The organism is Vibrio sp. ZF57, assembly GCF_001691235.1.
GTDB classification, from domain to species: domain Bacteria; phylum Pseudomonadota; class Gammaproteobacteria; order Enterobacterales; family Vibrionaceae; genus Vibrio; species Vibrio crassostreae_C.
This window is the reverse complement of record NZ_MAKD01000127.1, coordinates 73,625-95,893: the sequence shown is the minus strand read 5'-3', so window position 1 is coordinate 95,893 and position 22,269 is coordinate 73,625. Positions and strand designations below refer to the sequence as shown.

21 protein-coding genes are annotated in these 22,269 nt (G+C 43.9%); 15 read left to right on the top strand and 6 right to left on the bottom strand.

All coding sequences use genetic code 11. The features are described from left to right. Positions 1-162: 162 nt before the first annotated feature. The gene (locus tag A6D97_RS19525; protein ID WP_017068189.1) at positions 163-984 is read right to left on the bottom strand and encodes a formate dehydrogenase accessory sulfurtransferase FdhD; all 822 of its coding nucleotides are present in this window, start codon (positions 982-984) and stop codon (positions 163-165) included. Positions 985-1,381: 397 nt separating this feature from the next. Here A6D97_RS19525 and A6D97_RS19520 point away from each other — a divergent pair, with 397 nt between their 5' ends. From A6D97_RS19520 to cobB, 11 genes are all read left to right on the top strand, one after another. Continuing rightward, positions 1,382-1,843 carry a DUF3305 domain-containing protein gene (locus A6D97_RS19520; protein ID WP_065585069.1) on the top strand — a complete coding sequence of 154 codons (462 nt, stop codon included), beginning with the start codon at positions 1,382-1,384 and terminating at the stop codon, positions 1,841-1,843. After that, positions 1,833-2,516, top strand: a complete 684-nt coding sequence (locus A6D97_RS19515; RefSeq protein ID WP_065585068.1) for a DUF3306 domain-containing protein — start codon at positions 1,833-1,835, stop codon at positions 2,514-2,516. Before A6D97_RS19520 ends, A6D97_RS19515 begins: the two co-directional genes overlap by 11 nt. Positions 2,517-2,815: 299 nt before the next feature. Continuing rightward, positions 2,816-4,477, top strand: a complete 1,662-nt coding sequence (locus A6D97_RS19510) for a 4Fe-4S dicluster domain-containing protein (RefSeq protein ID WP_017059620.1) — start codon at positions 2,816-2,818, stop codon at positions 4,475-4,477. A gap of 9 nt (positions 4,478-4,486) precedes the next feature. Further along, complete coding sequence (locus A6D97_RS19505) at positions 4,487-5,125, top strand: molecular chaperone TorD family protein (RefSeq protein ID WP_017059621.1); 639 nt, start codon at positions 4,487-4,489, stop codon at positions 5,123-5,125. A 78-nt stretch (positions 5,126-5,203) separates the two neighbouring features. Further along, positions 5,204-5,404: a twin-arginine translocation signal domain-containing protein gene (locus A6D97_RS19500; protein WP_008217926.1), complete on the top strand. Its 201-nt coding sequence runs from the start codon at positions 5,204-5,206 to the stop codon at positions 5,402-5,404. 10 nt (positions 5,405-5,414) lie between these two features. Beyond that, on the top strand, positions 5,415-8,270 hold the full coding sequence (locus A6D97_RS19495) for a formate dehydrogenase subunit alpha (RefSeq protein ID WP_017063869.1): 2,856 nt from the start codon (positions 5,415-5,417) through the stop codon (positions 8,268-8,270). Positions 8,271-8,281: 11 nt separating this feature from the next. After that, complete coding sequence (fdh3B, locus tag A6D97_RS19490) at positions 8,282-8,890, top strand: formate dehydrogenase FDH3 subunit beta (RefSeq protein ID WP_004733723.1); 609 nt, start codon at positions 8,282-8,284, stop codon at positions 8,888-8,890. 13 nt (positions 8,891-8,903) lie between these two features. Continuing rightward, positions 8,904-9,977, top strand: a complete 1,074-nt coding sequence (locus A6D97_RS19485; protein WP_065585067.1) for a formate dehydrogenase subunit gamma — start codon at positions 8,904-8,906, stop codon at positions 9,975-9,977. Further along, positions 9,961-10,377, top strand: a complete 417-nt coding sequence (locus A6D97_RS19480) for a hypothetical protein (RefSeq protein WP_065585066.1) — start codon at positions 9,961-9,963, stop codon at positions 10,375-10,377. The genes A6D97_RS19485 and A6D97_RS19480 overlap by 17 nt, the downstream gene beginning before the upstream one ends. A gap of 376 nt (positions 10,378-10,753) precedes the next feature. Beyond that, on the top strand, positions 10,754-11,974 hold the full coding sequence (locus A6D97_RS19475) for an ammonium transporter (RefSeq protein ID WP_065585065.1): 1,221 nt from the start codon (positions 10,754-10,756) through the stop codon (positions 11,972-11,974). A gap of 256 nt (positions 11,975-12,230) precedes the next feature. Then, positions 12,231-12,965, top strand: a complete 735-nt coding sequence (gene cobB, locus A6D97_RS19470; RefSeq protein ID WP_017063867.1) for a Sir2 family NAD+-dependent deacetylase — start codon at positions 12,231-12,233, stop codon at positions 12,963-12,965. A gap of 94 nt (positions 12,966-13,059) precedes the next feature. Here the strand turns inward: cobB and A6D97_RS19465 are convergent, their stop codons facing one another. The 5 genes from A6D97_RS19465 to potA all read right to left on the bottom strand — a co-directional run bounded on the left by A6D97_RS19465 (position 13,060) and on the right by potA (position 18,218). Next, complete coding sequence (locus A6D97_RS19465; protein WP_017059627.1) at positions 13,060-14,097, bottom strand: extracellular solute-binding protein; 1,038 nt, start codon at positions 14,095-14,097, stop codon at positions 13,060-13,062. 210 nt (positions 14,098-14,307) lie between these two features. Further along, positions 14,308-15,342, bottom strand: a complete 1,035-nt coding sequence (locus A6D97_RS19460) for an extracellular solute-binding protein (RefSeq protein WP_017059628.1) — start codon at positions 15,340-15,342, stop codon at positions 14,308-14,310. Between the two features lie 149 nt (positions 15,343-15,491). Beyond that, the gene (potC, locus tag A6D97_RS19455; RefSeq protein WP_017059629.1) at positions 15,492-16,262 is read right to left on the bottom strand and encodes a spermidine/putrescine ABC transporter permease PotC; all 771 of its coding nucleotides are present in this window, start codon (positions 16,260-16,262) and stop codon (positions 15,492-15,494) included. Next, on the bottom strand, positions 16,262-17,119 hold the full coding sequence (gene potB, locus A6D97_RS19450) for a spermidine/putrescine ABC transporter permease PotB (RefSeq protein WP_017059630.1): 858 nt from the start codon (positions 17,117-17,119) through the stop codon (positions 16,262-16,264). Before potB ends, potC begins: the two co-directional genes overlap by 1 nt. Next, positions 17,103-18,218 (bottom strand): spermidine/putrescine ABC transporter ATP-binding protein PotA, encoded by a 1,116-nt coding sequence (gene potA, locus A6D97_RS19445; RefSeq protein ID WP_065585064.1) that lies wholly within the window; start codon positions 18,216-18,218, stop codon positions 17,103-17,105. Before potA ends, potB begins: the two co-directional genes overlap by 17 nt. Positions 18,219-18,547: 329 nt before the next feature. Between potA and A6D97_RS19440 the strand changes: the two genes are divergently transcribed. The 4 genes from A6D97_RS19440 (at position 18,548) to ttcA (ending at position 22,186) form a co-directional block, all read left to right on the top strand. Further along, positions 18,548-19,375 (top strand): hypothetical protein, encoded by an 828-nt coding sequence (locus tag A6D97_RS19440; protein ID WP_017059632.1) that lies wholly within the window; start codon positions 18,548-18,550, stop codon positions 19,373-19,375. Next, on the top strand, positions 19,368-20,216 hold the full coding sequence (locus A6D97_RS19435; protein ID WP_065585063.1) for a glucosaminidase domain-containing protein: 849 nt from the start codon (positions 19,368-19,370) through the stop codon (positions 20,214-20,216). Before A6D97_RS19440 ends, A6D97_RS19435 begins: the two co-directional genes overlap by 8 nt. Positions 20,217-20,339: 123 nt before the next feature. Then, positions 20,340-20,990 carry a DUF2987 domain-containing protein gene (locus A6D97_RS19430; protein ID WP_017059634.1) on the top strand — a complete coding sequence of 217 codons (651 nt, stop codon included), beginning with the start codon at positions 20,340-20,342 and terminating at the stop codon, positions 20,988-20,990. Between the two features lie 302 nt (positions 20,991-21,292). Beyond that, positions 21,293-22,186, top strand: coding sequence for a tRNA 2-thiocytidine(32) synthetase TtcA (gene ttcA / locus A6D97_RS19425; protein ID WP_065585062.1), 894 nt, complete (start codon positions 21,293-21,295; stop codon positions 22,184-22,186). Positions 22,187-22,269: the final 83 nt, after the last annotated feature.

The following is a 22,269-nucleotide window of genomic DNA, read 5'->3' as shown; positions in this document are numbered from 1 at the left end:
TTAAAAACGCCGTCATACTAAAAAGCATGACGGCGTTTTTGTATCTAGTTAAGTTTCTATGTATTTATCCTTGATGGGTCACTAACTATTTACATCAGAACTTTACAATTAGAAGCGGTTAGTGAATCACCAATCAAACCTACGCTTTTTTCCGACTGCTGATTATTCACCTTTCACATCAAAATCAATCTTGTCTGCACCCGTGAACACTTGGAAGCGTAAACCTTTAGCGCGAGCAATCGTAGTGATGCCGAACTTCTGCGCTAAATCTAAGCCCATTTGTGTAACGCCAGAGCGTGACAGTAGAACAGGGATTCCCATCTGCGCAACCTTAATCACCATCTCAGACGTTAAACGGCCTGTGGTGTAGAAGATCTTATCTTCACCTGTCTCTTTGTTAAGCCACATCTCACCAGCCAATGTATCAACGGCATTGTGTCGGCCAACATCTTCAACAAACGATAGAACCTTGTCGTCTTTGCAAACAGCACAACCATGAACCGCACCCGCTTTCTTGTAGGTGTCGTTATAATGAGTCAGCGCTTCTAGAGCCGTATAGATTTCAGATTGCTTAATCTTGGTTTGAGGCACTTGGTAATCTTCCAATTGCTTCATCACGTTGCCATACATGGTACCTTGGCCACAGCCAGAGGTAACTGTCTTCTTCTTAAGCGCTTGCTCAAGTTGGCTCGTATCTTCTTTGGTGATAACCGCTGCTGAGCTGGTTTCCCAGTCGATGATGATTGATTCAACGGCTTCTGGATCAGAAAGGAAGCTTTGGTTTTTCAAATAACCCAAGACTAATGCTTCCGGGCGTGAACCCAATGTCATTAGAGTTACGATCTCTTTCCAGTTCAACATAACGGTAAGAGGGCGCTCGCACGCAATTTGTTTCGTTAGCTTTTCGCCATATTCATCAAACACTTCAACTTCGATGGTCTGAAGTGGGTTTTCACTGGTTTTTATTATGTTTGGTTTTACCACAGTCACGTCCTACTTAATGAGATAGCGATTATAAGGGATAAGAAGTTAGGCAAGAGTCATCATACGACTCTTTAGAATACATGCGTTCTCTGTCACTTAGTCAGTCTTAGCTTTAACTCAAGCATTTAGCAATTCTCATTCCAAAATAGCGGCTATTCGAGAAAACATGAAGCATTCGATTAAAATAGCGCAAAATATGAGAGTTCACCGAGACTAACTGTCTCAAACCAGCGCGATCGACTAACGTTATAGGGGTAACTTTACGACAAACGCACTAAAGACAGAGCAGGACTTAAAATGTATTGGCGTGTTTATTGCTTTGTAGAGGGTATATGATTATGCGAAGTACAAAATGTCCTACGTACGATCAGAATAAAGAAAATCAATTGGGTGCAGTATGTCTGAGATAAAAGAATTCCAAGAACACTACGAAAAAACAGAATCAGCTTGGCCAATAGGTGTCCGAAGAATAGAGAAAGAGATCAAAACAGGTATTTGGGTAACGACGCAATGGGAATTGACGGGGTTTGAACTGTCGCCAGAAGACGATGCCCAAGACGTATGTTTGCTTCAGTTGCACAAAGACGAACGTACCGACTACCGCTTCAATCTAAGCTCTCAGCAACCTAAGCTATTCTTAGTTATGGATAATGTTGACTCCGGTAAACCTATTATTCAATTACTGACAGCATCACAAACAGTCGCAGGCCAATACATGGACGGAGATAACCAAGTATTGTCTTACGACATGCCATTGCCTGTACAAGCTTGGATGGAAGCATTCATCGGTCGTCATGGCGAGTTATTAGAAGCAAGACGTAAGAAACGTAAAGGCGCGGGTCGATCAAATGGCAACTAACTTTTTTAGCCGTTGGTATCAACGAAAGCTTGATGAATCAACCGACCAACCTTTAGAAGCGCAACAAACGCTTGAGGAAACTGAGCTTACTTCCACTGAGGCTTCGTCTGCTGCTTCATCTATAGACGCAGAAACATCGGAGTCACTAGAACGTGGAACTTTGGAAAAAGAGTCTCCAGAACACGCTGTCGATTCTCAAACTATTGACTCTCAGGAGATAGCATCAGAAACGACTGAAGACTTGTCTGTTGCTCAATTATTGGTGTCAGAAGCTTCAGAAAGCGTAAAAAAAGCGGCATTGCGTAAATTATTCCTCTCAGAAGAATTCAACGTTCGTGATGGTTTAGATGATTACGACGACGATTACAGTAATTTGAAGTCTCTTTCTGAAGGGGTTGCGGAAACCTTGCGTGATTGGGTTAAAGACAAAACGGAAGAAGAAACTGCGCCAGAAGAAGAGCAAATCATTGATAATAAAGACGAAGGTGAAGTTTTAGAAAATTCTGAAAGCGATCTTGAGGTATCTGATAATAAACTTGAAACGTCAGAAAGTGCCGAAATAACCGAACAAGAAAAAGAACTGTATAAAAACACAGTATCGGATAATAACGCTACAATGTCAGACGAAGCAGACCTGAAAGAGGTGGGACAAAATATACCACACAAAGAATAGGTACATTTTGACTAAACACTCAATGAACCGCTTGCGACAAAATGTCCCAAGCGGTTTTTTTATACGCACAATAAACGTTATATAGGATTAAATCACTGAAATATAAGGCATATTAAATTGGCATGGCATTTGCAAAATAACGTTCATTATCAACTTTTTTGTAGATAGATGAGTTCACGGTCTGACGATCGACACACTGGCTAAAGGGTTAGTTGTTAACGGATTACTCAGCAAGTTCTCTCTCGCTTACTACAATAAAGGTTGAACAGATTATCCATGTCCAAAGATGGAACTGAGCAATGCTTAAACAATTATTAGAACAAGCAAATTCAAATAACGCTAAAGCAAGACTGTATGCATTTGAAAATACAGTTGAGTTAACAAATCTGATTCCACCTACTGTTAGCTACGAAAGCGGCGGTAATACACTTGTTATTGGTCCAACTGCGATCATTGAAAGTGCTGCGGCTCAATTACCTCAATTGACGAGCCTAACCTTATTGTCAACAGATGGCGAAAAGGGCACAAACCCAGAACTGTACTTTGCGAATTCGGTTCAAGTATCCGGTTTCCTTGGCACGTTTGAAGTTGTGATCGAAAACAAAGGCACATCAAGCAATCTAGCGAAAGTCGCGATTAATCACGATTGTTTCGATGTTGTTTTAGACCTATGTCTGAATAGCTGCATGACAGAAGAAGTACCTGTACCGGGTTATTACCCAGTAGGTCGTGGCTATCCAAAACTTGCTGAAGCACTGGAAGAGATTCCAACGCTTATGGGCACATTTGATAAGCCTAAGTTCTTCCGTCTCGACACTGACCTTTGCGCGCACAGTTCTCGTGGCGTAAAAGGCTGTGAGCGTTGTGTAGATGCTTGTCCTGCTGGCGCACTATCAAGTGAAGGCTCTGATAAGACGGGTCACAAGATTGAGATTAACCCTTACCTATGTCAAGGCGTTGGTACTTGTGCAACTAGTTGTCCTACAGAAGCGATTACCTATGCGCTGCCAAACCCTGATGACACTCAAAAGTTTATTGAACGTACGCTAGCTAATTATGAGCAAGCGGGCGGTCTGGATCCAATCGTACTTATCTGTAGCTCTCGTCATGAGACTTACAATGTAATGGCGCTAAAAGCACTGCCAGATAACGTGATTCCAATTGTCGTAGAAGAACTGCCATCTATTGGTATCGATACTTGGTTTGCAGCTTTAGTTAATGGCGCAACTCAGGTTCTGTTTGCCGCATCTCGCTTTATGCCAGAAACGATCATTCGTGTTCTAAATAACGAAGTAGGGATTGCTCAAGAACTACTAGATCAAATCGGTATTCCAAAAGAAACCATCGATATTCTGTACTTAGAATCTCTACGTGAATGTCCTCCAACACTTTGTGTGGATTCATTCGACCTTGCACTTGGCGATCTTCAAGGCAACAAGCGCCAACGTCTATTTACAGCACTTGATGCGATGTCTTCAGCTCGTATTCCTGTTGAAAATATTGTTGAGCTTCCGTCAAACGCACCTTACGGCAACGTTTCGTGTGATAGCAAAGATTGTACGTTATGTATGAGCTGTGTGGCTGTGTGTCCGACACGTGCACTTCATACCGACGGGGCTTCTCCATCACTTAAATTTGTAGAACAAGACTGTATTCAATGTGGCTTGTGTGAAAAGGCATGTCCTGAAAATGTTCTGACTCTTACGCCTCGTATGAACTGGGTAAAAGAAGAACGTCAAAAAGCAGTTGTGATTCATGAAGAGAAAGCTGCGGAATGTGTACGTTGCCATAAACCATTCGCACCTCAGTCTATGATTGACATGTTACAGAACAAGTTACGCGGTCACTCTCACTTTTCAGATGAAGCAGCGATTAATCGTATTGCTATGTGTGAAGACTGCCGTGTGGTGGATATGTTCGATTCAATGGCTCAAGACCCATTGAAACAATTGAAATACTAGGAGTTAGCCTTGGAAACGAATTTGGATCAGGCACAAGAACAGACACTAAGAACTGAGATCTATTTGGTTCTATCCGCACTGTTTCGCAGCGCACCTTCTGAAGAGGTGATCGACTTTCTAAAAACACTCGATATTGAAGCGTCTGAAAGCGCAATGCAAAAGGCTTGGATTGCCATTCAACAAGCGGCAACAGAATCAAACCGTGAAGCTCTTGAAGACGAATATCAAGATTTGTTCATCGGTATTGGGCGTGGAGAAGTCGTTCCATTTGGTTCTTGGCATCGCACTGGCGCCATGATGGAAAAACCATTGGCAGAGATTCGTCATGACTTAGAGCTTTTAGGCATTGAGCGTGACGATCAAGTGAAAGAGCCGGAAGATCATATCGCAGCACTGTGTGAAGTGATGGCGATGCTAACGGCTGAAGAAGAAGCACTGCAACAGGCGGTATTCAATAAGCACCTTGGCCCTTGGTTTAACTCTTTCACGCGTCAGCTTGAAGGGGCAGAAAGCGCGAACTTCTACAAATCGGCCGCTCAACTGTGTGAAGCATTCTTAACGTTAGAACAAGTGCGTTTTAGCGTGAATACAAAAAGCAGTAAGCACAAATTAAAGATTGATGTGAAAAACGTCACTGATTACGAGTAATCGAGCAGTACGCGATTATATCGATAGAGGGGCATTAAGCCTCCAAAAAAAGATCTACCGTAAGGTAAGGAAGCAATGATGAAAGATAATAAAGATATAAATACAAGCCGTAGGGATCTACTCAAAGGCTTGACGACTGCAGCCGTTGCTGGTGCCGTTGTCGCTGGTACAACTAAAGTGGCAACCGCTTCAGAAACTGTTGAAATTTCGAAAGAAGACGTGAAGAAGACAGGGTATCGTGAGACGCAACACATTCGCGATTACTACGACACACTTTAGGAGATAACGGATGAAACTTGTCAAACGCTCCGATAGTGTGAGCAAAGAAACCAATCAGCTAGGTGTGTCTCGACGTGCCTTCATGAAAAACACTTCATTAGCTGCTGGTGGCGCAGTGGTAGGCGCAAGTCTATTTGCACCAGGTATGATGAAGAAAGCACAGGCTAAATCAGTCGATCCAGAAGCGAAAACAGAAGTGAAACGTACTATCTGTTCTCACTGTTCTGTGGGTTGTGGTATCTACGCTGAAGTTCAAAATGGCGTATGGACAGGTCAAGAGCCTGCATTCGATCACCCATTCAACGCTGGTGGACACTGTGCGAAAGGTGCAGCACTTCGTGAGCACGGCCACGGTGAACGTCGTCTTAAGTACCCAATGAAATTGGAAGGCGGTAAGTGGAAGAAGCTTTCTTGGGAACAAGCGATTGAAGAGATCGGTAACAAAGCGCTAGAACTTCGTAAAGAGTCTGGCCCTGATTCAGTTTACTTCCTAGGTAGTGCGAAACACAGTAACGAGCAAGCTTATGCATTCCGTAAGATGGCTTCGCTTTGGGGCACCAACAACGTTGACCACCAAGCACGTATTTGTCACTCAACCACAGTAGCCGGTGTTGCGAACACTTGGGGTTACGGTGCAATGACAAACTCGTTCAATGACATGCACAACTGTAAATCGATGCTGTTCATTGGTTCGAACCCAGCAGAAGCTCACCCGGTTGCGATGCAGCACATCTTAATCGCGAAAGAGAAGAACAACTGTAAGATCGTTGTTGCGGATCCTCGTCGTACGCGTACTGCTGCGAAATCTGATCACTATGTTTCTCTTCGCCCAGGTTCAGACGTTGCGTTTATCTGGGGTGTGTTATGGCACGTCTTTGCAAACCAATGGGAAGACAAAGAGTTCATTAAACAACGTGTATTCGGCATGGACGAGATCCGTGAAGAAGTCGCGAAGTGGAACCCAGCAGAAGTTGAACGCGTAACTGGTGTTAGTGAAAAAGACGTATACCACACCGCGAAACTACTTTCTGAAAACCGTCCGGGTTGTATCGTTTGGTGTATGGGTGGTACTCAGCACACGACTGGTAACAACAACACACGCGCTTACTGTGTACTTGAGCTTGCGCTAGGTAACATCGGTAAATCAGGTGGCGGTGCAAACATCTTCCGTGGTCACGATAACGTACAGGGCGCAACTGACCTTGGCGTACTGTCAGACACACTTCCAGGCTACTACGGCTTGTCTGAAGGTTCTTGGCGTCACTGGTCAAAAGTTTGGGATATCGACTTTGACTGGGTGAAAGGCCGTTTCGACGACAACGCATACGGCGGTCAAAAACCAATGAACAGTGCAGGTATTCCTGTATCTCGTTGGGTTGATGGCGTACTTGAAGACAAAGACAAGATTCGCCAACGCGAAAACATCCGTGCCATGTTCTACTGGGGTCACGCGGTGAACTCTCAGACTCGTGGTCCAGAGATGAAAAAAGCAATGCAGAAGCTGGATATGATGGTTATTGTTGACCCATACCCAACGGTTGCAGCGGTAATGAATGATCGTACCGACGGCGTTTACCTGCTACCAGCAACGACTCAGTTTGAAACCTACGGCAGTGTAACGGCGTCAAACCGTTCTCTACAGTGGCGTGACAAGGTTGTTGATCCTCTATTCGAATCTAAACCTGACCACGAAATCATGTACCTGCTTTCTAAGAAGCTTGGTTTCTCTGATCAGCTGTTCAAAAACATCCGTGTTGAGAACAACCAACCACTGATTGAAGATATTACACGTGAATTCAACAAAGGTATGTGGACAATCGGCTACACAGGCCAAAGCCCTGAGCGTTTGAAAGAACACCAACAGAATTGGCACACATTCCACAAAACGTCTCTAGAAGCAGAAGGCGGTCCAGCAAATGGCGAGACTTACGGTCTACCTTGGCCATGTTGGGGCACACCAGAGATGAAACATCCGGGTACACACATCCTTTACGATACGTCTAAGACGGTTGCTGAAGGTGGTGGTAACTTCCGTACTCGTTTTGGTGTTGAGTTTGAAGGTCAAAGCCTACTGGCAGAAGACAGCTACTCGAAAGGCTGTGAGATCAAAGACGGCTACCCAGAGTTCAGTGACAAACTACTGAAACAACTGGGTTGGTGGGATGATCTAACTGCAGAAGAGAAAGCGGCTGCTGAAGGCAAAAACTGGAAGACTGACGTTTCAGGTGGTATCCAACGTGTGGCAATTAAACACGGCTGTATCCCATTTGGTAATGCGAAAGCACGTGCGATTGTTTGGACATTCCCAGACCGTGTACCACTGCACCGTGAGCCACTTTACACGCCACGTCGCGACCTAGTTGCTGATTACCCAACGTGGGACGACAAAGAAGCTATCTTCCGTGTTCCTACGCTTTACAAGTCGATTCAAGAGCAAGACAAATCTGGCGAATACCCGATTATCCTGACCTCTGGTCGTTTGGTTGAGTACGAAGGTGGTGGTGAAGAAACCCGTTCAAACCCATGGCTAGCAGAACTTCAACAAGAGATGTTTGTTGAAGTGAACCCGAAAGACGCAAACGACATTGGCTTTAAAGACGGTGACGATGTTTGGGTTGAGGGTGCAGAGAAGGGCCGTATTAAGGTGAAAGCGATGGTTACACGTCGTGTGAAACCGGGTCTGGCATTCATCCCATTCCACTTCGGTGGTAAGTTCCAAGGCGAAGATTTGCGTTCTAAGTACCCAGAAGGCACTGATCCTTACGTTATTGGTGAAGCTGCTAACACAGCAACCACATACGGTTACGACCCTGTCACGTTGATGCAGGAAACGAAAGTAACCCTTTGTAATATTCGTAAAGCGTAAGGAGTCTTAAAATGGCTAGAATGAAATTTCTTTGTGACACCAAGCGTTGTATCGAATGTAACGGTTGTGTCACTGCATGTAAGAATGAAAATGATGATGCTCTGGAATGGGGTATTCAACGTCGTCGCGTTGTGACACTGAACGATGGCGAACCAGGTGAAAACTCTATCTCAGTAGCGTGTATGCACTGTACTGATGCCCCTTGTATGGCAGTTTGCCCGGCAGACTGTTTTGAACATACGGAAGACGGCATCGTACTTCACAATAAAGATCTGTGTATCGGTTGTGGTTACTGCTTGTTTGCTTGTCCGTTTGGCGCACCTCAATTTCCTAAACAGGAAGCCTTTGGTGAGCGCGGTAAAATGGACAAATGTACCTTCTGTGCTGGCGGCCCAGAAACAGAGCCAGGTTCTGTGGAAGAACGTCAGAAGTACGGTGCGAACCGTATTGCTGAAGGCAAGCTACCAATGTGTGCTTCTTTATGTTCGACCAAAGCACTGCTAGCGGGTGATGCAGAGAAAGTCTCTGATGTATTCCGCCAGCGTGTTGTTGAACGTGGTGCGAAGGGTGCAGGCTGGACAGACGGCAATGACCTTTCTTACGATGCGATGAAGAGCTAGTTAGGAGAGACATATGCTTACAATGTTTAAGCGTCTCTTCCTTGTTGTGCTGCCAATGTTGGCAGCACTAACAATGCTGTCTCCTTTGAGTCATGCATCTGAGACGAACTCATCACAAACTCAATCGAGCTCTGCTGAAAGAGAAATCACACAACTTGCTGGCGCTGATTTTTGGCGACAAGTAAGAAACGGTGAAGAAGGTTACACCACATCTCAATCGGCTGAGCACGGTGTGTTGATCAGTACCCCAGGTCAAGCGTGGTACATATTGAAAGAGAAGTGGATGTCACCAGCCGGTGCTGTCGCTATCTTTGGCAGTATTGCTTTCGTTACTCTAATGTACGTTGTGATTGGCCCGCTAATGCTAAGCGCGCCAAGAACAGGCCGTAAGATCAAACGTTGGTCTCGACTAGACCGTGCCTTGCACTGGAGTATGGCGTTTACCTTCTTAACACTGGCGTTCAGTGGTTTGATGTTGGTTTACGGTAAGCACTTCTTGAAGCCGTACATTCCAACGGATCTGTGGGGCTTCATCGTTCTACTAGCTAAGCAATACCACAACTACATCGGCCCAATTTTCTATGTGCTGTTGATGGCTGTTCTTATCAAGTGGTGGCGCAAGTCTATCTTCAAGATGGTCGATATCCAGTGGTTCATGAAACTAGGTGGTATGGTCGGGAAACATAAAGGTTCTCATCCATCTGCAGAGTTTTCCAACGCGGGTGAGAAAGCGCTGTTCTGGCTATTGATTGTAATGGGTAGTGTGGCTGCGATCAGTGGCTTGGTTTTAGACTTCCCAATCTTCGGTCAAACGCGTCGTGATATGGAGCTTTCAAACCTAGTCCACATGTTGGCTGCTTTGATCCTTATCTGTGGTTTCGTGTTCCACATCTACATCGGCTTGTTCGGTATGGAAGGCGCACTAGAAGGCATGGTAACAGGCGAAGTTGATGAAACTTGGGCAAAAGAGCACCATGACCTTTGGTACAAAGAAGTGATGGAACAAGAGAAAAACGGCGTTGAACAAAGCGCTAACGCAGCAACAGAGAAAAGTGAAGGGGTGAATAAGAATGAACAAACCTCATAAAGGTATTTGGGTTGCTTACATCCTCAGCTGTTTTACACCATTTACTTGTCTTCTCTCTGGTGTAATTGCCATCATCTACGCGGGCTATCGTTTAGATAAAGGTGAAGACGGCGAAGTAGTGGATACCCATTACTACGGCTTGATTCGCTCGTTCTTCTTGAACCTGACGTTCTTTGTTGTGCTTATCGTGACGGTAGCGACCTCTAATGGGGTGTTGATTGGTGTGAACGATTACTGGTATCAAAACCACATTATCGATGACATCGCTTACTACATCCCGTATGTAGGCATGTTGCTTGGTGGTGTTGCGATTGTGGTTTGGTTTATTCGTATGTATCAAGGTATGCAGCGTTTAAGTCAAAACCTACCGCAAAACCCGACAACAGGTCCAAACTTGTAGTCGAGTATCGGCTCACTAGATAGCGAATTATCTAGCACAATAGTCCTTTTGAAAGCCCAATGATTTCGGTCATTGGGCTTTTTGTTTCTAATCAGCAACGAAACTTAATGAAGCATAGTATTGACCGCTTCAATATGGTGCAACTCCCTTAATTGGTGCAATTCCTGTTTCCATTTTCACGCTCATTAAGAACCAAGAAAGTGCACCGATAAATTTATTATCAATTAATCAGTAAGTTAAAAGCAAAAACTGTTGCACGAAAATTACACCACACACTTGGAACGCATCTTGCGTTCACTGTTGAGTCTTTAATTAATTACAACATTGAATCGCACGATATCAGTGCAAATCAGATAAAGCGAAGGAGAATGCTTTAATGAGTGAAACGGTGACTCAAGTTCATAGTGCAGTACAAACCCTTACCCAAAGTTCAGATACTTTATTCCTATTACTCGGCGCCATCATGGTTTTCTTGATGCACGCTGGCTTTGCATTTCTAGAAGTCGGTACCGTTCGAAAGAAGAACCAAGTCAACGCGCTGGTTAAGATCCTTTCCGACTTTGGTGTCTCCGCCATTGCTTACTTCTTTATCGGTTACTGGGTTGCTTACGGTGCACACTTTTTTGCAGACGCAGAAACACTTTCGCAAGGCAACGGATATGAACTGGTTAAGTTCTTCTTCCTAATGACATTCGCAGCGGCAATTCCTGCGATTGTTTCTGGTGGTATCGCAGAGCGTGCTCGTTTCTATCCAATTTTGATTGCGACACTGTTTACGGTTGGTTTCATCTATCCATTTTTTGAAGGCATCATTTGGAACGGCAACTTTGGATTCCAAGATTGGCTAGAAGGTCAGTTTGGTTACGTGTTCCATGACTTCGCAGGCTCGGTAGTGGTTCACGGCGTAGGTGGTTGGATTGCTTTGGTCGCAGTTTACTTCTTAGGGATGCGTAAAGGTCGAATCCGTGCAGGCAAACACACCAACTTCGCACCATCGAATATCCCATTCTTAGCACTAGGCTCTTGGATCTTATGTGTGGGTTGGTTTGGCTTTAACGTGATGTCAGCTCAAGCGATCAATGGCATCAGCGGTCTCGTGGCAATGAACTCTCTCATGGCCATGGTTGGCGGTATTCTTGCGGCTCTAATTGCAGGTAAAAATGACCCGGGCTTCATCCACAATGGTCCTTTGGCTGGTCTCGTCGCTATCTGTGCGGGCTCAGATTTGATGCACCCACTTGGCGCTTTGGTGACGGGCGCTGTGGCAGGTGCGCTGTTTGTTTACCTATTTACTTATATGCAAAACAAAACACAGATCGATGATGTACTGGGTGTATGGCCTCTACACGGCGTATGTGGTGCCTGGGGTGGCGTTGCTGCTGGTATCTTCGGCCAACAAGCTTTCTGGGGTCTAGGCGGCGTGAGCTTTGCTTCTCAGTTGATTGGTACAGTCGCAGGTGTTGCTGTTGCTTTCGTCGGCGCGTTAATCGTATACGGTGTGTTGAGCAAACTAACAGGCCTACGCTTAAGTGAAGAAGATGAATTCAACGGTGCGGATCTTTCTATCCATAAGATCTCTTCTATCAACGAAGACTAACGTTGTTCACTTGGTGGGGTAAAGCACATCAAGTAGACAACTGTTGAACAGAACTAAGCGGCTTCGGTCGCTTTTTTGTTTCTATGGATAGCAAAACAGAGAATTTGAGTAACAACAACCACAACTATCAAGCGAGTTATGTCACAAGTAGCCAATGAATTCAGTTGCCTAAGACTATGGTCTAATCCCCAAAACTATTGTTGGAATTTGAACAGTGCTAAGCTGTTACAAAGTGACATATCTAAAAGGACGTTATATGCATTTCCCATATCGAAATATCGTAATTCTTACTGGCGCTGGCATCTCTGCAGAGTCGGGGATACAAACATTCCGAGCACAAGACGGGCTATGGGAAAACCACAAAATCGAAGATGTAGCGACGCCTGAAGGGTTCGCAAAAGATCCTGACTTGGTACAAGCCTTCTATAACAAGCGTCGTCACGGCCTGCAAAGTGAGAGCATTCAGCCCAATTCAGCCCACAAGGCGCTAGGAGAGCTCGAAGACAAACTTGATGGCAAAGTTACCATCATTACTCAAAACATCGACAATTTGCACGAGAGAGGCGGTAGCAACAACATTATTCACATGCATGGTGAACTTTTAAAAGCGCGTTGCAGTGAATCCAATCAAGTTGTAGAGCACAAAGGCGATATTGAAACGGGTGAACTTTGTCATTGCTGCCAAATCCCTGCACAAATGCGTCCACATATTGTTTGGTTTGGCGAAATGCCACTAAGAATGGGCGACATTTATTCCGCACTGGAAGAAGCGGATCTGTTTATCTCTATCGGAACTTCAGGTGTTGTTTATCCAGCGGCAGGCTTTGTTCACGATGCGAAAATGCATGGTGCACATACTATCGAGATAAACCTCGAACCAAGTGCGGTTGAAAGTGAATTTGAAGAGAAGCGCTACGGCAAGGCGAGTATCGAGGTGCCTAAACTGGTTGGCGAGTTATTATGTACAGAGAAAGGTTCTTTAACGGCCTAAGCCTTGTCTTTAATAACACACATCAGTTTCTGAATCTGAAAAAATAAAGCGGCTTACGCCGCTTTATTTACTTAACTTCTTAACTAACAATAACTTAGTTGTTTACTTTAAGTTTTTGGAAGTACTCGTCATAAATAACGCTCGCTTCACCAACTTCATCTTGCCACACACCGTTATCCATCACTGATTGTGGTGGGAAAACGTTCTTGTCTTCAGCAAATTCTTTAGGAAGAAGAGGGTAAGCGGTTTTAACTGGTGTCGGGTAACCGATCTCTAGAGCAATTTTCGCAGCGTTCTCTGGGCGAAGAAGGAAGTCGATCATCTTATGAGCCGCTTCAGTGTTCTTAGCGCCTGCTGGAATTGCTAGGCTGTCCATCCAGAAGATAGCGCCTTTTTCTGGCCAGATAATGTCAATCGTTGCGCCTTCTTGGCGTGCCATGTAAGCAGAACCATTCCAAAGCATACCAAGAGACACTTCACCTGCTAGGTAAGGGTTCGCTGGGAAATCTGAGTTAAATACCAATACGTTTGGCATTAGCTTACGAAGTTCTTCGTAGGCTTCTTTGATTTCTTCAGGGTTAGTCGTGTTTGGAGAGTAGCCCAGTTTAGATAGAGCGATATGGAAAACCTCACGAGAGTCATCCATCATCATCAGTTGACCTTCCCACTGCGTATCCCACAGATCGCCCCAGTTTTTAACTGAAGACTTGTCTAGCATGTCTGAGTTGATACCAATACCCGTCGCACCCCAGATGTATGGGATTGAGTAGTTGTTATTTGGGTCAAATGGCTTATCTAAGTAATTTGGATCCAAATCTGCAAAGTGGCTTAGCTTGGTTTTATCAAGCTCTTGAAGCATGCCTTCTTTACGCATCTTAGAAACGAAGTAAGTAGAAGGAACCACTAAGTCGTAACCCGTACCTTGAGTTTTTAACTTAGCGTACATGCTTTCGTTAGACTCATAAGTTGAGTAGTAGACTTTAATGCCCGTCTCTTCTGTGAAGTCTTCTAGTACTTCATTTGGAATATATTCAGACCAGTTGTAAAAATACAGTTCTTGGTCAGCTGCGAAAGAGGGTGTAGAAAGTAAAGTAGCAGCACACAATGCGCCGGTATACAGTGTTTTTTTCATTACTGTTCCGTTCATTTGTTTGATTTGGAGCTGGGTAGTGAACCCAAGGTAAAGGATTTCGAAAAATCGCGCTATATTATAGCAGCGATATAATAAAATAGGCAGCCTAAGCTGCCTATTCATTGATATTCTTATTTTTAACTTATTGATTATCTACGTTGACCTGTTAAGTAAACTGGTTACTTAGCCACAGTTAGATAATAAGCTAAATTACTGACCTGCTTTAAGTTTCATGAAGTAATCTTCGTACTTCACTGTCTTATCGCCAACCGCAGCTTGCCATTCAACACGATCAAGGTCTTCTTGCGATGGGAATAGCGCAGGGCTATCTTTGAACTTCTCGTTAGACGCTTTAACGGCCGTTAGGTAGCCTGTGTCACGAGAAATTTGCTCAGCAATTTCAGGGCGAAGTAGGAAATCAATCATCTTATGAGCTGCTTCTACGTTTACCGCACCAGAGCTAATCGCAAAGTTATCAACCCAACCGATACCGCCTTCTTTAGGGAAAACCAGTTTGATTGGTAGACCTTCGTTTTGAGCTGCAGCAGCAGAACCGTTCCACAGCATACCAAGACCGACTTCACCAGACATGTAAGGCGCGCCTGGGTTGTCTGAGTTAAATACTAGAACGTTTGGCATAAGCTTTTGTAGCTCAGCGTACGCTTCGTCGATCTCTTTTTCGTTGGTTGTGTTACCAGAGTAACCTAACTTACGCAGTGCGATGTGGAACACTTCACGAGTGTCGTCCATCATCATCAGTTGACCTTCAAGCTCTGGCTTCCATAGATCAGCCCAGCTTTGGAAATCTTCTGGATCGTACATGTCAGTGTTAACAGCAAGACCTGTGATCGCAACTACGTGTGGAATAGAGTAGTCGTTGCTTGGGTCGTACGGCTTATCTAGATAGTTAGTATCTAGATTCTTGAAGTTGTTCAGCTTAGTTTTGTCGATCTTTTGTAGCATACCTTCGTCACGCATCTTAGATACGAAGTAAGTCGACGGCACAACTAGGTCATAGCCTTTGTTGTGTGTTTTTAGCTTTGCGTACAGGGTTTCGTTCGACTCGTAAGTCGAGTAGATCACCTTGATACCAGTTTCATCAGTGAACTGTTCTAGAATCTCACTGTTGATGTAAGGTCCCCAATTCATGAATACCAATTCTTTGTTATCTTTTGCAAATGATGGTGCAGATAACATTGAAAGCGCACATGCACTACCAGCTAATAGAGTAGCCCATTTTTTCATTGACGTTAGCTCCAAACTAAACGTTGCCCGAAGGCAGTAGATAGAAAAACAGAATGGCAATTTACCATTCTGTTTATGATTAACACTTTTTTTGAACTTGAAGTCTCTTAACTTCTTAATCAAGCCAGTCTCTATATAGAGTAGGAGACTTACTTGATTTTTTCTCTCGCTAATGACTGAGAAATGATCACCAGTATTAACGACACCACTAACATCACTGTTGCTAGGGCGTTTACCTCAGGAGAGATACCCACTTTAACCATTGAGTAAATCTTCAGTGGTAAGATTTCATACGTTGGGCCGGTTACGAAAGAGCTAATGATTACATCGTCCAAAGACAGAGTGAAGCTCAATAACCAACCCGCAGCAACCGCGGGCTTAGCAAGAGGCAGAATGATCTGTTTTAGAATCGTCCATTCACTTGCACCTAAGTCTTTTGCTGCTTCTAGCATCTTCACATCAAAGCCATTCAAGCGACTGTATACCGTTACTACAACAAACGGTAGACAGAAGGTAATGTGAGCAGCAAGTAGGGTAAAGAACCCAAGTTGAACACCCATTACCAAGAATAGCGCAAGAAGCGAAATCGCCATTACGATATCTGGAGACATCATTACGATGAACAGCATGCCATTTACGATGCCTTTACCTTTAAATTGGTAACGGAATAGGGCTACTGCTGTAAGGCTCCCGACAATCGTTGCGGCTGTTGCTGAGAACACCGCTACGTTGATCGAGTGCCACGCAGCCTGCATTAGGCTGTCGTTGTTAATAAGCGCGTCATACCATTTAGTGGTGAAGCCACCCCATTTCATACCAAACTTATTGGCATTAAACGAGTTAGCGATCAATACGATAATAGGTAGGTATAGAAAGGCGTATACCAGCGCCATAAAGCTGAACTTAACTGTGCGCCCCATTAGTCTAGCTCCACTTTCTTGTTCAATAGCTTACCTGCTCGGTAGTAGGCATACAGCATCACAGCCATTGCCATGGTCAGTGCGATACTCGTCGCTGCGCCAAACGGCCAGTCTCGAGCGTTGAGCACTTGGCTCTTAATCACGTTACCAATCAATAGGTTCTTAGCTCCGCCTAATAGGTCAGAGATGTAGAACATACCTAACGCTGGCAGTAGCACTAACAAACAGCCGCCAATAATGCCCGGCATTGTTAGTGGTAGTACCACTTTCAATAGCGTTTGCAGTTTGTTCGCACCTAAATCTTTAGCCGCTTCTAAATACGTATCGTCCAGTTTTTCAATCGCTGAATACAGCGGCAGAATCATAAACGGAAGTAGGATGTACACTAAACCGATCATTACTGCGGTTTCTGAGTACATGATACGTAGCGGTTTATCAATGATATCTAACGCTAACAAGCTTTTGTTCAAGACACCTTGCGTACCCAGTACAATTTTTAATCCGTATGTACGAATCAAAGAGTTCGTCCAGAATGGTACTATCACTAGGAACAACATGATTGGACGCCACTTCGCCGGCATTTTTGCCACGATGTAAGCGAATGGGTAACCAATAATCAAACAAAGTAGGGTTGCGACAATTGCCATATAGAAAGAGTGCATCAACACTTTAAAATACAGCGGGTCAGCCAAACGCACGTAGTTATCGAGAGTGAAGGTCATCTCGATCAAGTTCGCTTCATCACGAGTTAAGAAGCTAGTACCAATGATCATGATGTTTGGAATCATCACGAACAACACTAACCAACCTGTGATTAAAGCAACAATTGCGTTTTGTAAATTAAACTTCTTGCTCATCTTCTAATACCACTTCCCAGCTCTCAACCCAAGTTACTGCAACTTTTTGGCCCAGTGAGTGATCAACATCAGGGTCATCTTCGTTGAAGAATTCGCTAACCATGACACGCATACCAGATTCAAGTTCTACGACTGAATCTAATGTCATGCCTTTATAGGTTCGCTCGACAATGTGGCCAACAATACCGCGTTGCTCTGACTCTTTAATTTCTTCGATTCGAAGATCTTCAGGTCGAAGCAATACTTGCAGTTTTTGACCCGGTGTTACGTCTTTATCGTGATAGATAATGGACTCTTCACCTTCGATTGTCGCAACAATGCGTTTTTCATCTTGACGAGATTTCGCTGTCGCTTCGAATACGTTAATTTCACCAATGAAACGCGCTACAAATAGGTTCTTAGGCTCTTCGTAGATCTCTCTTGGTGTTCCGTCTTGTTCAATCACGCCATCACGCATAACAATAATACGGTCAGACATAGACAGCGCCTCTTCTTGGTCATGCGTTACAAAAATGAACGTGATACCAATTTGGCGTTGTAATTGTTTCAGCTCGATTTGCATCTGTTTACGTAGTTTGTAATCCAGAGCAGATAGAGATTCATCCAACAAAAGAACTTTAGGCTTATTAACGACAGCACGAGCGATTGCGATACGTTGCTGTTGACCACCAGATAGCTGGTGTGGCTTTCGTTGTGCCATTTGTTCTAGGCGCACCATTTTCAAAGCATCCATTACACGAGGTTCAATCTCGCTGTTTGGAACTTTCTGCATGCGTAAGCCAAATGCCACATTGTCGAAAACGGTCATATGCGGGAATAGGGCATAGCTTTGGAATACAGTGTTTACATGCCTTTGTTCAGCAGGAACTTGGGTTACGTTTTGTTCAGCTAATAGTATTTGACCACTATCTGCCGTTTCAAAACCCGCAATCATTCTTAGCACGGTTGTTTTACCACAACCTGATGGGCCTAAAATCGTGAGAAACTCACCATGATTTACGTTTAAATCCAGATTGCCGATGACTTCCTTACCATCGAAACTTTTACTGATGCCAGTTAGCTGTACTACTGGCTTTCCTACTGATTTTTTAGCGTTCAACGTCTGTTTTTCTCCACCTTGGTTCTATTTGAGACCTGTTGCTATACACCTTTAAGGCGCGCATCATAATCACCAAAAACGTGAATTCAAAGCATTTTTTACCTTTCGAAGATAAAAAATTTCGCAGGTAAAAGTAAACATCCTTTACCATACTGTTATTTACTGGGTTTACACCCTAACAAGTGTCTAATTATTAACCATCAAGACGCAAAAGCAAGCCTTGTTACAGATTCATATTTTAGTTTGTATCCGACATATGAGTATAATGAAGGTAATTTTTTATCAATAAGTTAGGTGGCTTCGCTTAATCGGCACACCTAGGTATCAATATGAACAACGACATCGAAAAAGATTTTAATTTGGGCGGTAGTATCAACCGTGCACTTTCTGGCGATTATGAGCTCAAAGCAACGGCTGTATTCCAAGAAGCTTGGAAACATACGATAAGTCACTTTCTTTCGTTTTCCCCAGCGATTATTGCTTTGATGTTTGTGCAGCTCGCTATCTTTTATATCGCACTAAAACTACAGCTTGGTGATCCTGCGGTTATCTTGGATGCGGTTATCGACCCAGAGTCGTTCACGCCACAAATCGTTGAATCGATTTTTATTGCGAACTTTAGCTATGAAGTGATCAGCGCGCCTATCTATGCCGGTATCTGTTTAATGGCAATGAGCCACGCCGCTGGCCTACAAACCAAAGTACGCCACATCGGTAAAGGTTTGCAGTTTACGGTTCCGGTTATTCTAGTGACTTTGTTTAGCCTAATGCTTCAAGGCATCGCAGGTATGATTCTGCCGTTCTTGTCTATCTACTTCTCACTGGCGTTCAGCCATTCGATTCTGCTGATTTGTGATAAGAAAGTGCCGCCAATGCAATCGCTGCTGCTTTCTCTGCGTGCTGTCAACAAAAAAATCTTCACCGTTGCTTCTATCTACCTATTAGTAATGCTGATGTTCATCGTCGCGGCAATGATGTACGGCATTGGCTTAATCTTCGTTCTTCCGTTCTTCTTCCACGTGAAAGGAATCCTTTACCGTGAAATGTTTGGCATCAAGTTGAAACTGATTGCTTCAGATCGTCCAAAGAGCGATGACGATAACAACGATAGCAATAACGACGACAATAACAAAAACCCACAGGTGTTCGATGCATAAAGACACACAGGCAAGCACAAGCAAATCACTTGCGCTTAAAGTGACGGCACTGGCTCTTGTTGGCTCTATTTCAATGATTGGTCCTTATATTTACCAAGAAGAAGAGCGTCGACGTACGACAGAACAGAGCTCCAATTCAGCTGACCAGTTTGGTGACTTGACGGTTTCTTCGAGCACACCGAACTTTGCGGCCATCGAAGATGTGAATGAGAAAAAGGACACCTTCTTTTCGTTCCTACGTCCAAGTATCAATATCGAAAACAAACGTATCACCAAAGAACGCGCGTTTTTAACTAAGCTCTCTGAGTCCGGTTTAAGCAGTATTGATTCTGAAGACGCGTCTTATGCGAAAAGGTTAGGGAAGTTATACAGCTTGCCTGTACCTAGTGAAGGTTTAGATCAAGTATGGCTGACAGAGATGCTTAACCGCGTGAACGTGCTACCTGAAGCGCTTGTGTTAACTCAGGCGGCCAATGAATCAGCTTGGGGTACATCTCGTTTCGCCACTAAAGCAAATAACTATTTTGGACACTGGTGTTACACCAAAGGTTGTGGCCTTGTTCCGCTACAACGTAACGAAGGTAGCTCGCATGAAGTCGCAACATTCTCTTCAAGCCAAGAATCCGTACATCGGTATTTCATGAACCTTAATCGTAATCGTGCTTACGCCGATCTAAGAGTGATTCGTGCAAAACTTGATGCGCAAGGTGATGATCTTTTAACAACCGCAACGGCGACAGAGCTCACCAATGGCTTGTTAAAATATTCTGAGAGAGGTTCCGACTATGTGACTGATTTACAAGCTATGATCCGTCACAACGAGGTATACTGGAAAAAGTAACTCATTTTGATACCAACTTGGTTGCCTTCGATAGTCGGCTTATACCAAGTAATATCACAAAAAGAGCAGCTCATTGGCTGCTCTTTCTATTTATAAACGCTCAACTTCGACAAGATTATAATAATGAAAAAGACAGCACTCGCTTTATTAGCCTCATTAAGCCTTGGGGTTTCTCTTCCTGCTACAGCGCAAGAATACATGTTCACGTATTCTAAGCTTTATACTCAGCTGAAAAACAACACCAAAGAAGGGCATGATGATGTCAAAGTTGCGGTCTTCTTTGTTGATCAACAAGCTCAGCAAACCTGTCACATCAGCAAAGCTTGGATGGAAAAAGAAGAGCACTACGAAGAGCTAAAAGTCTCTCCAGCCAATGAACTGCTTCTACCGGTAGATCAAAACCTTCGTTCAGCAAACCCTCTTATCTTTGTACAAACTCAAGAACAAGAATGTGCGTATTCTTTGGTCGTGATGACTCAAGAGCCTTTAGCTGGCACAGTAGAAGTAACTCAACTAGAAAACCTATTACCACAGATGCAGGCGATGCTTGAAGATGTCAGCGGTATGTTCTCTGGTTGGTTCACGCCTGATATCCAAGGGTTAACGCTGGAATTCGCTAATAAGCTTGAAGGCAACATAGAGCTTTCAAACGGCAAGCAACTACCAATCAAAGAAGGGCGAGCGAAATTCACCTTAGAAGAACTGAATGGAAGTGACAGCATCACGTTACCAGAACCAACAGTTCGCGTATTGCCGTACATTCCCGCGCAATAATTTTTAAAGGAATTATTGTTAGCAGAATCAGTCTCCAAACTTTCATGACATATCTTAAAGCAGCCTGATCGAATTAGAGCAGGCTGCTTTTCTTTATCTATGATACCAACCGAGAGCTTGTGAAGCCGCGTTTCTCTGCCGTTTAGGCGCTTATCGAACAATAAAAGCAGAATCTTTCTATTACTCAGCTTGTTTATCCGGCCGTTACTATTTCAACATCAAATAAAAATCCGTATAATCCACGCCCTAAAACAGTCCCACTAGCAATCTACAGTCGGTAATACGACGGTGTGAGAGTCGCAATGAACCAAAACGATAATAGAAAAGAAACACTTGAATTCAACAAACTTCAGAAACGTCTGAGAAGAAATGTTGGAAATGCCATCATCGACTACAACATGATCGAAGAGAATGACGTAGTAATGGCATGTATTAGTGGCGGTAAAGATTCATTTGCGATGTTAGATATTTTGCTACGTTTACGTGAAGCAGCACCGATCAAATTTGATGTTGTGGCAGTAAACCTAGATCAAAAACAACCTGGGTTCCCTGAACACATTCTTCCTGAGTACTTTGAAACGCTGAACATTCCTTACTACATCGTAGATAAAGACACGTATTCAGTGGTTAAAGAGAAAGTGCCAGAAGGTAAAACAACGTGTGGCCTATGTTCTCGTCTTCGTCGTGGTACTTTGTACTCATTCGCAGAGAAGATTGGTGCAACTAAGATCGCTCTGGGTCACCACCTAGACGACATCGTTGAGACCATGTTCCTAAACATGTTCCACGGTGCGCGCTTAAAGGCTATGCCACCAAAGCTTCGTTCAGATGATGGTCGTAACGTTGTTATTCGTCCACTGACTTACTGTCGTGAAACGGACCTAATCAAATACGCAGAACATAAAGAGTTCCCAATCATTCCTTGTAACCTATGTGGCTCTCAAGAGAATCTACAGCGTCAGAACATTAAAGCGATGCTAATTGATTGGGATAAGAAAACGCCAGGTCGTGTTGAGAAGATCTTCAAGTCAATCCAGAACGTAAGTCCAAGCCAACTGGCTGACCGCGAGCTGTTTGACTTCGTGAACCTTCCACTAGACCGTAGTGAAGACCGCAAAGCGTACGAATTCGAACAAGCTGAAATTTCATCTTCTAACATCGATGAGTCAATGTTCATCGACGTAACGAACGTATAATAAGAATAATCGTTGTAGAGCAATAGATGCGCCTACAACAGACAAACAAAAACGCCTCAAGCAATGCTTGAGGCGTTTTTTTA

What these genes read in the sequence shown, in the direction of transcription:
- A6D97_RS19520 (WP_065585069.1), top strand. Translation starts at nt 1,382, where the DNA reads ATGTCTGAGATAAAAGAATTCCAAGAACACTACGAAAAAACAGAATCA.
- A6D97_RS19515 (WP_065585068.1), top strand. Translation starts at nt 1,833, where the DNA reads ATGGCAACTAACTTTTTTAGCCGTTGGTATCAACGAAAGCTTGATGAA.
- A6D97_RS19510 (WP_017059620.1), top strand. Translation starts at nt 2,816, where the DNA reads ATGCTTAAACAATTATTAGAACAAGCAAATTCAAATAACGCTAAAGCA.
- A6D97_RS19500 (WP_008217926.1), top strand. Translation starts at nt 5,204, where the DNA reads ATGAAAGATAATAAAGATATAAATACAAGCCGTAGGGATCTACTCAAA.
- A6D97_RS19495 (WP_017063869.1), top strand. Translation starts at nt 5,415, where the DNA reads ATGAAACTTGTCAAACGCTCCGATAGTGTGAGCAAAGAAACCAATCAG.
- fdh3B (WP_004733723.1), top strand. Translation starts at nt 8,282, where the DNA reads ATGGCTAGAATGAAATTTCTTTGTGACACCAAGCGTTGTATCGAATGT.
- A6D97_RS19485 (WP_065585067.1), top strand. Translation starts at nt 8,904, where the DNA reads ATGCTTACAATGTTTAAGCGTCTCTTCCTTGTTGTGCTGCCAATGTTG.
- A6D97_RS19480 (WP_065585066.1), top strand. Translation starts at nt 9,961, where the DNA reads ATGAACAAACCTCATAAAGGTATTTGGGTTGCTTACATCCTCAGCTGT.
- A6D97_RS19475 (WP_065585065.1), top strand. Translation starts at nt 10,754, where the DNA reads ATGAGTGAAACGGTGACTCAAGTTCATAGTGCAGTACAAACCCTTACC.
- cobB (WP_017063867.1), top strand. Translation starts at nt 12,231, where the DNA reads ATGCATTTCCCATATCGAAATATCGTAATTCTTACTGGCGCTGGCATC.
- A6D97_RS19465 (WP_017059627.1), bottom strand. Translation starts at nt 14,097, where the DNA reads ATGAAAAAAACACTGTATACCGGCGCATTGTGTGCTGCTACTTTACTT.
- A6D97_RS19460 (WP_017059628.1), bottom strand. Translation starts at nt 15,342, where the DNA reads ATGAAAAAATGGGCTACTCTATTAGCTGGTAGTGCATGTGCGCTTTCA.
- potC (WP_017059629.1), bottom strand. Translation starts at nt 16,262, where the DNA reads ATGGGGCGCACAGTTAAGTTCAGCTTTATGGCGCTGGTATACGCCTTT.
- potB (WP_017059630.1), bottom strand. Translation starts at nt 17,119, where the DNA reads ATGAGCAAGAAGTTTAATTTACAAAACGCAATTGTTGCTTTAATCACA.
- A6D97_RS19440 (WP_017059632.1), top strand. Translation starts at nt 18,548, where the DNA reads ATGAACAACGACATCGAAAAAGATTTTAATTTGGGCGGTAGTATCAAC.
- A6D97_RS19435 (WP_065585063.1), top strand. Translation starts at nt 19,368, where the DNA reads ATGCATAAAGACACACAGGCAAGCACAAGCAAATCACTTGCGCTTAAA.
- A6D97_RS19430 (WP_017059634.1), top strand. Translation starts at nt 20,340, where the DNA reads ATGAAAAAGACAGCACTCGCTTTATTAGCCTCATTAAGCCTTGGGGTT.
- ttcA (WP_065585062.1), top strand. Translation starts at nt 21,293, where the DNA reads ATGAACCAAAACGATAATAGAAAAGAAACACTTGAATTCAACAAACTT.